Source organism: Desulforhopalus vacuolatus (assembly GCF_016918505.1).
Classification (GTDB): Bacteria; Desulfobacterota; Desulfobulbia; order Desulfobulbales; family Desulfocapsaceae; genus Desulforhopalus; species Desulforhopalus vacuolatus.
On record NZ_JAFFPZ010000044.1, the window covers coordinates 1 to 14,310 of the forward strand.

Consider the following 14,310-nt stretch of genomic DNA (forward strand, 5'->3'; position numbering starts at 1 on the left):
TGCGGTGCGAATTCCGCTGTGCAACAGGAGCAAGTTTTTACCAAATTCTAACCGCTCTGTCAACACTTTTTATTTTCTTTTCTTTCCTGCCGTTTGCTTTCCCTGCAGTGCAGTTTTTGCGTCCGGCGAGCCGTCAGTATTTATCATTTCTGATCCATCCTGTCAACTCTTTTTTTACTCTCCGATGCAGAGTCTCTGTGGCGTCCTGCCCATGTAATCTGCAACGAAGGCGGGAATATACGTGATCGAAGAATAAAGAGCAAGGAGAAAAGACTCAAAGAGTACGTTTTCTCCTTATCCCACTGTTATTTCGCTGTTCTTATTTCTCTTCATCAACCCAGGAAGAGAGCGCGGCGATGATCTTCTTCGCCTGGTCGGTACTTGATATGTTGAATTTAGACTTCTGGCGATACTCTCCCTGCTGCTTTTGATAGCGACGGATGGAGTATTTATCCTTGCCGTACTCACCGGTCTTGCGGTCGAGATCATTGTAGCGGTAGAGAAGAGTCGCCCATGCACCTTTAGAAAGGACTTCCTTGCCCGTTTCTTTGACGATGAGAACATCATTTTCCTCATAGTTCATAGTGAGGTCATCAATTGTTTCGTTCATGTTTTCTCCTGAAATAATGCCGGACAGGTGTGTTTTCTGAATTCACATCCTGTCCGGCAGGTCTGGTTAATTATGGGTACCCTTGTGTTTTCCTGCAAGAGGTTTTGTAAACCAGCTGTCCTCAGGAGTAAAGAGTTTTACGACGTTTTGCTTGTGGTGAACGTCAATTCTGCATCGATTCCTTCGACTACGACCTCACTCTCCGGGGGGAGCTCCCCATCAAGGAGCAGCATGGCAAGCGGGTCCTCAAGCTCTTTCTGTATAGTCCGCTTCAGTGGACGGGCTCCGAAGGTCGGATCATACCCGTGTTCTGCCAGAAGTTCTTTGGCGGAGTCCTTGAATATGATGGTTATTTCCTGAGTAGTCAGGCGTTTTGCCAGTTTGCCAAGCTGGATATCAGTAATGGCGATAATGTCCTCTTTCTCCAGTTTGTCGAAGATAATAGTCTCATCAATTCGGTTGAGGAATTCCGGTTTAAACTTGCTGAAGAGTAACTGATCAATCTCTTTCTGCACTTCCGCACGGTTCCGCCCCTCCTCATTCATGCTCATAATCAGACTGGAGCCGAGGTTGGAGGTCATAATCATAATAGTGTTCTTGAAGTCCACCGTCCGCCCCTTGCCATCGGTCATCCGGCCGTCGTCAAGAACCTGCAGCAGAATGTTGAATACGTCAGGATGGGCTTTCTCAATCTCATCAAAGAGAATGACAGAGTAGGGACGCCTCCGCACAGCTTCCGTCAGATAACCACCTTCATCGTAACCCACATAGCCTGGAGGGGCCCCAATGAGTCGGGCGACGCTGTGTTTTTCCATAAACTCAGACATGTCGATACGGATCATTGCGCCTTCATCGTCAAAGAGAAAATCGGCAAGGCTTTTCGCCAGTTCGGTTTTACCGACTCCCGTCGGACCCATGAAGATAAAGGAACCCAGCGGCCTGTTCGGATCCTGCAGGCCGGCTCTCGCCCGGCGCACTGCATTAGAAACTGCTTTGATCGCCGCTCTTTGACCTATGACTCTTTTCCCGAGTTCGGTCTCAGCATGCACCAGTTTGTCTTTTTCACCTTTAAGCAGTCTGGTTACCGGAATGCCGGTCCACTTTGCGACAATGTTGGCAATGTCTTCAGCGCTGACCTCTTCCTTGAGCATCATCTGTCCTTCCTGCACTTTCCGCAGGGCGGCGTTTGCGGTTTCAAGCTTCTTCTCGAGTTCAATCAGCCTGCCGTAACGAATCTCTGCGACCTTGCTCAGGTCGCCGGTTCGTTCAAGGCGCTGAGCTTCTGCCTGTGCGGCATCAATCTCGCTTTTTATGCTGCGGATTGACTGAATGGTATCCTTTTCCAGTGTCCAGTGTGCCTTCATTACATTGAGCTTGTCGTCGAGCTCGGCAAGTTTGCGTTTACTCTCTTCAAGACGTTTTTTCGAGGTGTCATCGCTCTCTTTTTTCAGCGCTTCCTTCTCAATTTTCAGTTTGATCTTCTGCCGTTCCAGCTCATCAATTTCCACCGGCATGGAATCAATCTCAATACGCAGCTGCGAGGCAGCTTCGTCTATAAGATCGATGGCCTTGTCGGGCAGAAATCGATCGGTAATGTAACGGCTGGAGAGGGTGACGGCCGCAACAGTGGCGGAGTCTTTGATACGTACCCCGTGATGCACCTCATACTTCTCTTTAATCCCTCTCAGGATGGCTATGGTATCCTCTTCGCTCGGTTCCTGGATGAGTACCGGCTGAAAACGTCGTTCCAAGGCGCTGTCTTTCTCTATATATTTACGATATTCATCCAGCGTGGTCGCCCCGATGCAGTGGAGTTCCCCCCGCGCAAGGGCCGGTTTCAGCATATTAGAGGCATCCATGGATCCTTCCGCTGCACCGGCACCGACCAGGGTATGAATTTCATCAATAAAGAGGATAACTTCCCCGGCTTTCTCTTCCACCTCTTTCAGCACCGCTTTCAGTCGGTCTTCAAATTCACCACGATATTTTGCCCCGGCGATAAGTGCACCAAGGTCAAGGGTAATGACCTGCTTGTTGTGCAGGCCGGAGGGGATGTCTCCTTCGACTATCCTCTGGCTGAGACCTTCGGCAATGGCAGTTTTTCCAACGCCCGGTTCACCAATAAGGACAGGGTTGTTTTTCGTCCGCCGGGACAACACCTGAATGATACGACGGATCTCTTCATCCCGGCCAATAACCGGGTCAATTTTACCCTGTCGGGCAAGATCTGTGAGGTTTTTCCCGTATTTCTCCAGCGCCTGATATTTTTCTTCGGGATACTGGTCGGTTACCCGGTGGGAACCGCGGATCTGTGAAAGTGCCTGGAGAAATTCCTCATTCTTCACACCACTCTGCTTCAGGGAGGTGGATACATCTCCGCCGAATTGCAGGATGGCCATGAAAAGGTGTTCTCCGCTGACAAAATCATCCTTCATCTTTTGAGCAGTTTTTAAGGCACCGTCGAATACCTTCTGCAGCTCGTTGGAGGCATAGACCTGTCCTGCGCCACCGCCGCTGACTTTGGGAATATTCTCGAACTGCCTGTTCAATTCCATCAGCACAAGTGAGGGCTCTGCCCCGAGCTTCTGCAACACCGGTACCACGATTCCATCGGGTTGTTTCATCAGTGCGATGGCAAGGTGGACGGGGCGAATTTCCTGGTGATTGTTGTCGCGTGCAAGCTGTTGCGCCGCCTGTACGGCTTCCTGGGATTTAACGGTAAATTTATCGAATTGCATAACCTTTCTCCCTCTCAATAATTGGTGGTTTTTCCGACCTTTCTTGTGGTCACAAACGCATTCTTTAATAGAAGACAAAATAAGGAGAGGAGAAGTCGTGTCAAGAATTGTGTCAAAATATTGACACAAAAAGAGGCAGTTCCCGGGATGGGAACTGCCTCGAAAAAACAGCGGTTTTGTAACAGGTGTTTAGCCGCAGGAACCGCATGAACCACAACAGCTGCCACCACCAACCGGTTTTTCGGAGGTGATGCTGAAGCCGGAGTTTGCACCTGCGTCGATATAGTCTACGGTGATGTCACCAGTAGTGTCGAAGATGCCTTCCTCAACGAGAAATTTCAACTTGTCCTTATCATAAATTTTGTCATTATCTTTAGGCTCATCCAGAGCCAGTCCGAGAGAAGAGCCGCTGCATCCCCCCTGCATGAGTGCAATGCGCAACGCGGATTCAATGCTGTTGTCCGCAAGGTATTCGTTCAGTCTGGTAACCGCGATATCTGTTACTATTAATTCTGCCATGATACATCCTCAATAAAAGAGTTTTAAGAGCTGGTTTCAGCCCGCCTGCCAACTTCTTTTTGAAGACTGAAGTTGATCTCAAAAAAATGCCCGTTTCGGAGACAGCAAAATTCTTTACAGGGGCATAAGCTTTTTTTTGCGGAGTGCGGACAGGGGATTACCTGCTCAAGAAGGAGAGTGAAGAAAACAGGAAGTGACGGGAACGATACAGAAAGGCGCGGATAATTTTACAACAAAAAAAAGGACAGCCCCCGGTGAGGGAGCTGTCCGCAAGACAGATGGAAACATTGAATAACCCGTCCTTCAATGTACCCGGATGTCTTACTTCAACTTCTCAACCGCAGGAGCTGCATGAACCGCAGGAACTTCCGGCACCAACCGGTCTTTCGGAGGTGATCCCGAACCCGGAGCCCGGGCCTGCATCCACATAGTCCACAGTAATATTCCCAGTGGTCTCGAAGAGAGTTTCTTCGACGAGGAATTTCAGATTCTCTTTGTCATAAACCTTATCGTTGTCTTTTGGCTCATCCAGAGCCAATCCCAAAGCGGGGCCGCTTCAGCCGCCCTGCATAAGTGCAATACGCAACGCAGACTCAATGCTGTTGTCCGCGAGGTATTCGGCCAGTTTGGTAACAGCGAGATCTGTTACTGTCAATTCTGCCATGGTATATATCCTCCAGAAAATAATTTTGAGAGCTGCAACCAGCTCTCTCCTGGCATATCCTTTCAATTGATCTGAAAAAAAATGCGTACTGCTCGTAACAATAAAATTTTTTCTGGAGTTCGCAAGCTTTTTTGTGCCATGCGCGAAAAGTCTACTCTCCCTCTTTTGAATTTACCGGGATATGAGCTAAAGTAGAAGAAGTGAAACAGTGCAGTATTTGACTCTGAAGAGTCCCGTCCGTGTGTCTGTGAAGGGAAGGATGTAATTCGACGTCTTCTTCTGCACAGCCATCGATAACTTGATCAGGAGAGTACAGTAATGAAGAAAATTGTTATTTCTACCGGTGGCGGGGATGCACCGGGCCTCAATGCGGTCATCTATTCAGTCGTGCACAGTTGTTACAAGCGGGGCTGGGAGGTGTTCGGCAGCCGTAATGGTTATGGCGGTTTTCTTGATGTGGATGACCTTGTGCGCCTCTATCCCAGAGATGTTGAGGGCATCTATAATCTTGGCGGGACGATTCTCGGTTCGACGAATAAGGGAAATCCTTTTTCCCGTCCGGTAACAAATCTGGCAGGGGAGGTGCAGGTTCTTGATATCTCCGATAAGATTCTCAAAAATTTTCAGAGGATGGGGTTCGACTGCCATATTGCCATTGGTGGTGATGGCAGCCTCGATATCGCCCATCGTTTTGCCCTGAAGGGGATGCCGGTAATCGGAGTTCCGAAGACCATCGACAATGACCTCGAAATGACGGAACGTACCTTCGGTTTTGATACCGCCGTCTCCACCGCTACCGACGCTCTGGACAAGCTGCATTCTACGGCCAAGTCTCATGACCGGGTGATGGTTGTTGAGGTTATGGGACGTGATTCCGGCTGGATTGCACTCTATTCAGGTATTTCCGGCGGAGCTGATGTCATTCTGTTGCCGGAGATTCCCTTTGACATTGAGGCAGTGTGCAACAAGATTCTCGATAATGACCTGCGCGACAAGCACTATTCTATCGTGGTGGCCGCAGAGGGTGCGGTGACCTGTGACGGAAAAGGCTTTAACAAGGGCTGTGGGGAACTCGGACGCGCCGAAATGATTCTCGGCGGAGTTGCCGAGTGGGTGGCCGGGGAGATTCACAGTCGTACGGAAAAAGATACCCGCTCCCTCGTCCTTGGGCATCTTCAGCGCGGTGGTTCTCCCACAACCTTTGACCGGCTGCTGGCTCTGCGTTTCGGGGCGGCTGCAGTTCGCATGGTGGAACGGAAACAGTTTGATCACATGGTTGCCCTGCGTGATTCCGAGATGCTGGCGGTGCCAATTGCCGAGGCGATCAAACGGCGGAAGAAGGTTGATCTTGAGAGTGACAAGGTGATAACTGCCCGTGATATTGGTATCTGCCTTGGAGACCGGCTCGGAGAAGAGGAGTTCGAACTCAATGCTGATGACTGATTTTCAGCAGGTGTATCACATCCTCTTTGACCATTACGGGCCTCAGCACTGGTGGCCTGCCGATACCCCTTTTGAGATCCTTGTCGGAGCTGTGCTCACCCAGAATACCAGCTGGAGCAATGTGGACAAGGCCCTTGCCGGTCTTCGAGAGAGGGGGCTGCTGGAGTATGAGACCTTTGCACAGCTTGCTCCGGATGAGATTGCGCCGCTTATTCGCTCTTCAGGGTACTATAATCTGAAGGCGCAGCGGCTGCGTAATCTCATTAACCTGGTGGAAGAAGAGTATGGAGGTGATTTTGCACTGTTTTGTAAGGGAGAACTGCACCCTCTGCGGGAGCAGCTGCTGGCGGTAAAGGGAATCGGACCGGAAACGGCCGATGCGATACTGCTCTATGTCTGTAAGAAGCCCTCTTTTGTGGTGGACACGTACACCCACCGTGTCTTTTCACGGCACGGCATGGTTGATGAGGAGAGTGACTACCACTCCATCCAGGAACAGTTTGTCAACAACCTGCCGGAGGATACGGAGCTCTATGGGGAGTATCACGGTTTGATTGTACGGGTGGCGAAGGATTTCTGTAAAAAAAAGGCTCCCCGCTGTGAGGGGTGTCCGCTGGATGGTTTGCATCGCCGCTGGTGAGACACTGGCACGACAAAGAGAAAAAGGGAGACAGGAGACGGGAGACGGGAGAAAGGAAAAAGCAGGGCAACAAACTTGATGACGTTCGTTGTGAGATAAGACGCCTGTTGTGCTAAAGAGTCCCTTGTAAAAGACGGAACGACAAAAGACTTTTTGCCAACGAATAAAGGCTCGAATCATGCGAATAAGGGCAAAGCAAACAACGGAAAAGCAATTTTTACCGCGAAGGACACGAAGGAACGCGAAGAAAGGCAAAAAGGCAAAAAGGGAGAAAGGAGACGGGAGACAGGAGGCAGGAAAAAGCAGGGCAACAAACTTGATGACGTTTGTTATGAGATAAGACGCCTGTTGTGCTAAAGAGTCCCTTGTAAAAGACGGAACGACAAAAGCCTTTTTCCCAACGAATAAAGGCTCGAATCATGCGAATAAGGGCAAAGCAAACAGTGGAAAAGCAATTTTTACCGCGAAGGATACGAAGGAACGCGAAGAAAGGCAAAAAGGCAAAAAGGGAGAAAGGAGACGGGAGACAGGAGGCAGGAAAAAGCAGGGCAACAAAACTTGATGACGTTCGTTGTGAGATAAGACGCCTGTTGTGCTAAAGAGTCCCTTGTAAAAGACGGAACGACAAAAGCCTTTTTCCCAACGAATAAAGGCTCGAATCATGCGAATAAGGGCAAAGCAAACAGCGGAAAAGCAATTTTTACCGCGAAGGACACGAAGGAACGCGAAGAGTAAAGATATAACAACAACAGCAAAGCCCTGTTTAGTTTTAAAATCTTTTTCTCAAAGGTTTTTGCCTTTTTTGGCGATTACAAATGATTAATTATTCGTGTTTATTCGTGTCCATTCGTGGTTCCTTTTGTTTCTGTTTCTGTTTCTGTTTCTGTTTCTGTTTCTGTTTCTGCCTTTCCCTTTTTCCTGTCTCTCTTTTTGTCTTTGCCTTTATTCGCCTTATTCGAGCTTTTATTCGTTGGCAAAAAGCCTTTCGCTGTTCCGTCTTTTGCTTTTCGCCTTTCTTCGCCTTCCTTCGCGTTCTTCGCGGTAAAAATTGCCTTACCGTCTTTCGCTTTTCCCTTTCTCCCGTCTCCTTTCTCCTTTCTCCCTTCTTATTTTCCGCTTCCCTCATAGGAGCCGGTGCGGTGGAAAAGAAATTTTCTGCAGATCGACCGGATTAACTGGGTATCCCGAGATTCCAGTCCATTGCGGGCAAAGAAATGTCTGATATTTCCCATCTTTCGCCGTTGCTCCTCCTCATTCAGAAAGTCAATCTCGAACAATGCTTCTTCAAGGGAAGTATACATGCTCTCCAGCTCCTGAGAGCTGGCCATGGTCGGGTTTGGTGTTGTTGCTTTCGGCTCGTGGACCATGGTCTGGAAGAGCTCATAACAGTGGATGGCTACTGCCTGGGCAAGGTTGAGAGAGGAGAAGTTGTCGGTCGGAATGGCGGAGGTTATCTGACAGAGTTTCAAATCATCATTTGACAGACCGGAATCTTCCGGGCCGAAGAGAAGTGCCACCCGGTTTTTTTCCATCTGCGGACGCAACCACTCCATAACCTGTTTGGGGCTGCGTTCCGCAAAACGCTGCCGTCCACGCCGCGCCGTTGTTCCCACCACCAGATTGAAATCCTGGAGAGCTTCCGGAAGCGAGGCATAACACGGCATTGTCTCAAGCAGGTCTGAGGTGTTATGGGTGGCGGTCTTTGCCATTCTCTTGCGGTTGGGCATTTTGTCACGGACAAGGATAACCGAGCTGATGCCGAAGTTGCTGGCCACCCGTACCGCGGAACCGATGTTTTCCGGAATCCGCGGGCGAACCAGAACAATACTCACGTCCTGCAATCCTTTCATTACTTCTCCAGTACTGGTTGAAAGGTGAGCTGCCGCCGGCTCATGCTGACGTCGGTGAGCTGGACCGTGAGCTGGTCTCCGAGCTGATACTCCTGTCGGGTGAGCTCTCCGTAAACCCGAAAGTTTTGTTTATCGAAGAAAAAATAATCGTCGCCGAGCATCTCGAGCGGAATCGCACCACTGACACAGGGGTCAAGAAGTTCGACAAAGAGTGTATTCTCTGAAACGCCGGAGATGATTGCCTTGAAATGCTCTCCCATCTTGTCTTTCATATAGGCCACTTTCAGGCGGTCATTCATGTCCCGTTCAGCGTCAACGGCTACACGCTCCCGCTGGGAAAGAAACGTTGCCGCTTCTCCGGTCGGGGCGGGGGAAAACTTTTGTTTTCGACTTTTTTTGCCACCAGCCTCACATATCGCGGAGAGCATGCGGTGGACGATGAGGTCTGGATAGCGCCGGATAGGCGAGGTGAAATGGGTGTAGGCAGGGGACGCGAGCCCGAAGTGGCCGTTCTCTTCAGTCGAGTATTGTGCCTGGTTAAGGCTGCGCAGGAGCAGGTTATTTATGATATATTCGTATTTCCCGCCCTTGAAACGGTCGAGTACGATTGAAAACCACTGTGGTTCCTTGTTGAATTTCGGCAATTTTTCGCCGAGCCGACTTGCGAACTGGACAAAATCTTTAATTTTTGCCGCGTCCGGTTTTTCATGAATACGAAAGAGTGGATGGGTGATTCGAGAGGTGAGATACTGAGCCACTGTTTCATTGGCAATCAGCATGAATTCTTCAATCAGCCGGTGTGCCTCGTTGCGTTGCGCCGGTTTAATGGAGGCGACCCCGCCTTTCTCATCGAGAAGATAGACTGGTTCACGCAGATTAAAGTCGATTGCGCCACGGGCAAAGCGTTTCCCACGCAGGACTTCCGCCAGTTCCCGTGCCTGCCGAAGCATGGGCAGGAAAGGGGTATCTTCCTCCGGCGCCGCGCCTTCAAGCAGCTGCCATACCCGGTCGTAGGTGTAGCGTCGTTTACTGAGAATGACGGAATGGTAGAATTTTGAGTTGACCATCTTGCCGTCAGCGTCAAATTCCATCTCGGCGGTCATGGTGAGACGATCCTCAAGGGGAACAAGGGAGCAGAGATTATTGGAGAGCTCTTCGGGGAGCATGGGGATGACCCGGCCGGGAAAATAGACCGAGGTTCCACGTTCGTAGGCCTCTTTATCCAGTGCGTTGCCGGGCGTAACATAGTGACTCACATCGGCGATGGAGACGAAAAGACGGGTTCCCTTTTCGGTTTTTTCTACGCAGATGGCGTCATCAAAATCTTTTGCGGTGGCACCGTCAATGGTAACGTGCATGGTGTGGCGCAGATCAACACGCCCCTCAAACTCCGCTTCACTGATCGTTTGGCTTTTTGCCCGGGCGATGGCGGCAGCAGAAAATTGGTGGGGCAGCTCGAACTTTTCAATGGCCAGTTTCATCTGTGTGTCGATAAGGGCGGGGGAGCCGAGAATGGCAAGAATTTTCCCCGGGCGGGTTTTGCCGTCTCCGGCGCGTTCAAAAGAGACCCGAACCACATCTCCCGGCTGTGCTTTATCGAGTGCTGTCTCGGTCAGTCGGATCTTGAAAGGAATCCGGGAATTATCCGGAGTGACGAAGAAAATCCCCCCCTTTTCGCGGAGAATGCCGCAGAGAATATTCGGGGCTTCTTCCATCACGCGGACGACAGTAAATTCGGGGCGGCGTCTCTGGGTCTGTGGTATCGCCCGGACCAGCACCCGGTCGCCGTGGATGGCGCCGCGAATCTCATGCTTGGGGATATAAGGGTCGTTTCGGTCAGCCTTGCGGCTGCCGACTCCATCTACGGTAACGAAACCGAATCCTTTGATGTTTTGCGTTAATCGGCCGCGAAAGAGCGGTGCCCGGGGATTCAAGACGTATTCTTCGCCGCTGCGCTGTACAAATCCCTGACCGACAAGCTCATTAATGCTTTTCTGTACCGCTTTCGGTCTGGTCCAGTCGGTCATCTCAGTGCAGATCTTCTCTTCACTCAGGGACTTGGCCTCGTCGAGTAATGCAATTACTACGTTTTCGGTACGAAATCGGCTAATATCAAAAGGAGTGGCAGGAGCCCTGCGTTCGCTGGTACGCTTGTGCTCTGCTGGTTTGGAGTTTTTCTTTTTTCTGGACATTTTCTCGCCGATTTTGTTTTCTCAGAAATTGAGACGCAATTCGTAATTAATTCGCAGCACGTCATTTTGGTGAACTTATGCAGCATATTCCTTTCAATCTTGAACTGTATCGCACGCAAATGCAAGGACTGATTGGTCACGTCGAAGGGGCTTCGGTGTTCTGGTCAGCGCTTGATTTTGCAACCGTCGCCCACCGGGATCAGTGGCGTAAGTCCGGCGATGCCTATATCCTGCACCCTTGTTCTGTGGCCCGGATCCTCATTAAAGAAATGGATGTTGAGCACCCGGAGATCCTCGCAGCTGCACTTCTTCATGATACGGTGGAGGATGTCGATAATGTGACACCGGAGGTGGTCGAGGAGAAGTTTGGTTTCTATGTGCGGGCGATTGTGGAGGGGTGTACCAAGGTGACTCATATCTCCGGCGATCGCCAGACCCAGAGTCGCCGGACTCACCGCAAGATCTTCTCCGGTGCGGCGCTGCGTCCAGAGGTCATGCTGGTTAAACTTGCGGACCGGCTGCACAACCTGCGAACCCTGCAGGCGATGCCAAAGGCGAAACGGCAACGTATCGCTGAGGAGACGCTGGCGATCTACGCGCCCCTTGCCGGAGCCCTCGGTCTCTTTAATATGAAGCGGGAGATGTATGATCTTGCTCTTCTCTATAAATATCCGCGTCAGGGCGGGCGGCTTAATCACCTTATCGCCCGGCTGATCAAATCAGCTCTCGGCAAAAAAGTGGTGAAAACTCTTCAGGAGGCCACAGCGGCAGCGGGTGAAAACTGTGAGGTGGATATCCGCACCAAGCGCCTCTGGGCCTACTACGATGTGCACAACAAAGTTCTGCTGCAGAAAATTGACACTCCGCAGGAGGTGGTCCTGCTGGGGGATACTCTTCAGGAATGCTACAGTCTGCTGGGATTGCTCAACCAGACGTATCCGCCTATTCCCCGAACTATCCGCGACTTTATTTCCAACCCAAAGCAAACCGGTTATCAGGGCCTGCACGCCCGGGCGATCATTGAAGGACAGAAATTCTTTTTCAAAATCCGCACCCGCGAAATGCAGCGCAAAGCACAGCGCGGTCTGTTCAAAAACTGGAGCTCAAAAAGGGAAAAACAGGGGCGTTTTATCCGAGAGATCCAGGAAATGTTCGATATTCTCGGCAGCGAAAAGGCGGTTTCCTATCGTGATGTTATCGCCGCCAGCGGCGTTAAGGAGATCTATACCTATACTCCCGACGGTGATCTTATCTATCTGCCAAGCGGTTCCTCTGTACTTGATTTTGCCTTCCGCGTTCATACTGAGATTGGACTCAGCTGTACCGGTGCCATGATTCGCAACCGCAAGGTTGGCTCGACGCACGTGCTTAAGGATGGCGATATGGTCCGCATACTTCGCGCCGAGATGCCGGTGCGCTTTGATCAGAGCATGCTGATGCGTTGCAAGACACCCCGGGCACGTGCCGAATTGGCTCGGAGCTTCAATCTGCGTCGCGGCAAGGTGACCACTGAAGTGGGAAAGAGTCTTTTTGCCCAGGAACTGGCACGATACGGTCTGACCACAGATATCCTTGAAGGGACAGGCAGGGAGACGTTGCGGAAACACTTCTCGGCAGAGAGCTTTAAACTTTTCTACCGGGGAATCGGGGAAGGAAAATATCGTCTTCGCCACGTCATGGAGGGGGTAATTACTCTGTTGAACAACGGAATTTCAAAACGCATTGAAGGATGTTCGGAATTCAATCAGATTGAGTTGAAGACCCTTGATCCGGTTACGGTGAAACTCTCTTCCTGCTGCAAACCTGATCCGACACATGATGACAATGTTGGCCTGCTTACTCCGGGCGGGATCTCTATTCATCGCCCGCAGTGTCTAAAATACAAAAAATTGAATCTGCAACGGGAGGATATTGTTGAGGTGCGCTGGGAGAAGCACGATACCCATGTGCGTAAATCGCAGATGTATTATGTGTTGAAAGCAGGGCGAAAAGAATTACTGGAGGCGATGGCATCTGCTCCTGCAGAGATGAAAGTGCTCCACCTTGAAGTGCTTACCACCGCCTTTGAAAATCCTCCCTGGGAACTGGTCTTTAAGGTACATGATCTGTCTGTACTGCAGAAGGTCAATGCCCACTTTGCCCATACGTCCATTCCTATTGAGTTTGAGCTGGAGGTATAGGCCGCTGCACCCGCCCCTTATGGAATAAGCTCTTCTTTTTCTGTCTCATCAAAAAGCTGTTTCTTTCCCTTCCCTGTCTCATAGTGAGCAAGAATCCGCGCCAGCATTTCGGGAATATCGTTAGGCTGTCGTGAGCTGCGCTGCAGCTGGGTGAGGACTTTGCCCAGTGAAAGCTGCTCTCCAAGAAAAATATGACGTAAAATAAGAGATGTAAGCCTCGTGATGGTGGTCAGGTTGGAGAGTTTGGCCTGCAACTGCTGCTCACTTTCAAAGGCCGAAGAGGCAAACAGCTCCACCGGCCGTCCTTCAATTTCACTCACCGAAACATACCAGATGTTGCGATCGCGATCCGTGGTGCGGAAGCGAATTCCGTCGAGCACGTCGGGCATTTCTTTCTGCTTTGCTGAGGGTGGTGCGATTCCCGCAGTTCGGGCAAGGATCTGCAGCAGCTCCGGGTTTTCGGCGATACGTCGGGTGAGCGCAATGCAGTCGGGGCAGATTGTGCCTGCGGCGGTCTCTGTCAGCCCGGCAGTTGCGCCGCAGAGGATGCACTGTTTTTCGGCGATTGTTTCGGAGGAGATTGTAGCTGCGAGAGTTTTATCACTCATGGTCATTCCATTGTTGGGGTTCAATCTTTTTTATCCAGCGTTCCAGTGCCCCGAGAAAAAGGGCTCCTGCAATTTCTTTTGCTCCGAAACGCTGGAGATGTTTTGTCGTCATCTGACAGTCTATCAGTTTACAGCCGCGGCCTGCCAGAAATTTTACCAGTCCGGCCAGGGCATACTGAGATCCCTTTGAGACTCTGGAGAACATCGATTCTCCAAAAAAAACCCGGTCGAGCGAGAGGCCGTAAAGCCCGCCGACAAGCTCTCCGTTGAGCCAGCTCTCCGCCGAGTGAGCGTAGCCGAGGTGATGCATTTTGATATAGGCCTCAATCATCTCCGGCAGGATCCACGTCTCATCTCCTGCCTCGGTGCGAATTCCGGCACAGTTCTGGATGACCTGCTCAAAGGCGGTATCAAAGCGGATTTCGACTCCGGAGTTGCGACGGTAGCGGGCAAGGCGCGAGGGGATGTGAAACTCTGCCGGATCAATAATAAGGCGCGGGTCGGTGAACCACCACAGTATCGGTTCACCCTCGCTGTACCATGGGAAAATTCCCTGTCGGTAGGCGGCGAGCAGCCGCTCCGGACGAAGGTCACCTCCTACGGCAAGAATGCCGTCTGGTTCGGCGAGTTCGGGAGGAGGAAATGTAACCTCTTCAGTGAGATGGAAAATGGGCATGTTATACCTCACCATTCGCGTAAAATTATTTCAATTTATTCTTTTTTTTGATTAACTGCCAAAATGACTACTATACCAAAAGTTTTAACCGAAAGAATTGATGATTTTGTCCTGCTGATTGGCCTTCTCAAACGAATGGGTGTGGTAGAGCTTTTTGATGCTCATCTCCCACGCCATGGGCATCATCAAG

11 protein-coding genes are annotated in these 14,310 nt (G+C 50.8%); 3 read left to right on the forward strand and 8 right to left on the reverse strand.

Annotation, left to right across the window (positions count from 1 at the left end; all coding sequences use genetic code 11):
- Positions 1 to 319: 319 nt before the first annotated feature.
- The 4 genes from JWG39_RS15025 to JWG39_RS16955 all read right to left on the reverse strand — a co-directional run bounded on the left by JWG39_RS15025 (position 320) and on the right by JWG39_RS16955 (position 4,531).
- Entirely contained in the window at positions 320 to 610 is a 291-nt protein-coding gene (locus tag JWG39_RS15025; protein WP_205220261.1) for a hypothetical protein, read from the reverse strand.
- A gap of 137 nt (positions 611 to 747) precedes the next feature.
- On the reverse strand, positions 748 to 3,348 hold the full coding sequence (gene clpB, locus JWG39_RS15030; RefSeq protein ID WP_205220262.1) for an ATP-dependent chaperone ClpB: 2,601 nt from the start codon (positions 3,346 to 3,348) through the stop codon (positions 748 to 750).
- Positions 3,349 to 3,537: 189 nt separating this feature from the next.
- Positions 3,538 to 3,867 (reverse strand): IscA/HesB family protein, encoded by a 330-nt coding sequence (locus JWG39_RS15035; protein WP_205220263.1) that lies wholly within the window; start codon positions 3,865 to 3,867, stop codon positions 3,538 to 3,540.
- Positions 3,868 to 4,201: 334 nt separating this feature from the next.
- Positions 4,202 to 4,531, reverse strand: coding sequence for an IscA/HesB family protein (locus JWG39_RS16955; RefSeq protein WP_338032233.1), 330 nt, complete (start codon positions 4,529 to 4,531; stop codon positions 4,202 to 4,204).
- 318 nt (positions 4,532 to 4,849) lie between these two features.
- On the opposite strand from JWG39_RS16955, the gene JWG39_RS15050 reads away from it, so the two are divergent.
- Both JWG39_RS15050 and JWG39_RS15055 read left to right on the forward strand, forming a co-directional pair.
- Positions 4,850 to 5,974 carry a 6-phosphofructokinase gene (locus tag JWG39_RS15050; protein ID WP_205220266.1) on the forward strand — a complete coding sequence of 375 codons (1,125 nt, stop codon included), beginning with the start codon at positions 4,850 to 4,852 and terminating at the stop codon, positions 5,972 to 5,974.
- Positions 5,961 to 6,614 carry an endonuclease III domain-containing protein gene (locus tag JWG39_RS15055; RefSeq protein ID WP_240192166.1) on the forward strand — a complete coding sequence of 218 codons (654 nt, stop codon included), beginning with the start codon at positions 5,961 to 5,963 and terminating at the stop codon, positions 6,612 to 6,614. The genes JWG39_RS15050 and JWG39_RS15055 overlap by 14 nt, the downstream gene beginning before the upstream one ends.
- A gap of 1,106 nt (positions 6,615 to 7,720) precedes the next feature.
- Here the strand turns inward: JWG39_RS15055 and JWG39_RS15060 are convergent.
- Positions 7,721 to 8,464 (reverse strand): RNA methyltransferase, encoded by a 744-nt coding sequence (locus JWG39_RS15060; RefSeq protein WP_205220267.1) that lies wholly within the window; start codon positions 8,462 to 8,464, stop codon positions 7,721 to 7,723.
- Positions 8,464 to 10,656 (reverse strand): ribonuclease R, encoded by a 2,193-nt coding sequence (gene rnr / locus JWG39_RS15065; protein ID WP_205220268.1) that lies wholly within the window; start codon positions 10,654 to 10,656, stop codon positions 8,464 to 8,466. The genes JWG39_RS15060 and rnr overlap by 1 nt, the downstream gene beginning before the upstream one ends.
- Positions 10,657 to 10,733: 77 nt before the next feature.
- On the opposite strand from rnr, the gene JWG39_RS15070 reads away from it, so the two are divergent.
- Positions 10,734 to 12,836 (forward strand): HD domain-containing protein, encoded by a 2,103-nt coding sequence (locus tag JWG39_RS15070; RefSeq protein ID WP_205220269.1) that lies wholly within the window; start codon positions 10,734 to 10,736, stop codon positions 12,834 to 12,836.
- A 17-nt stretch (positions 12,837 to 12,853) separates the two neighbouring features.
- Here the strand turns inward: JWG39_RS15070 and JWG39_RS15075 are convergent, their stop codons facing one another.
- Positions 12,854 to 13,444, reverse strand: a complete 591-nt coding sequence (locus JWG39_RS15075) for a TSCPD domain-containing protein (protein ID WP_205220270.1) — start codon at positions 13,442 to 13,444, stop codon at positions 12,854 to 12,856.
- The gene (gene aat / locus JWG39_RS15080; RefSeq protein WP_205220271.1) at positions 13,437 to 14,120 is read right to left on the reverse strand and encodes a leucyl/phenylalanyl-tRNA--protein transferase; all 684 of its coding nucleotides are present in this window, start codon (positions 14,118 to 14,120) and stop codon (positions 13,437 to 13,439) included. The genes JWG39_RS15075 and aat overlap by 8 nt, the downstream gene beginning before the upstream one ends.
- Positions 14,121 to 14,310: the final 190 nt, after the last annotated feature.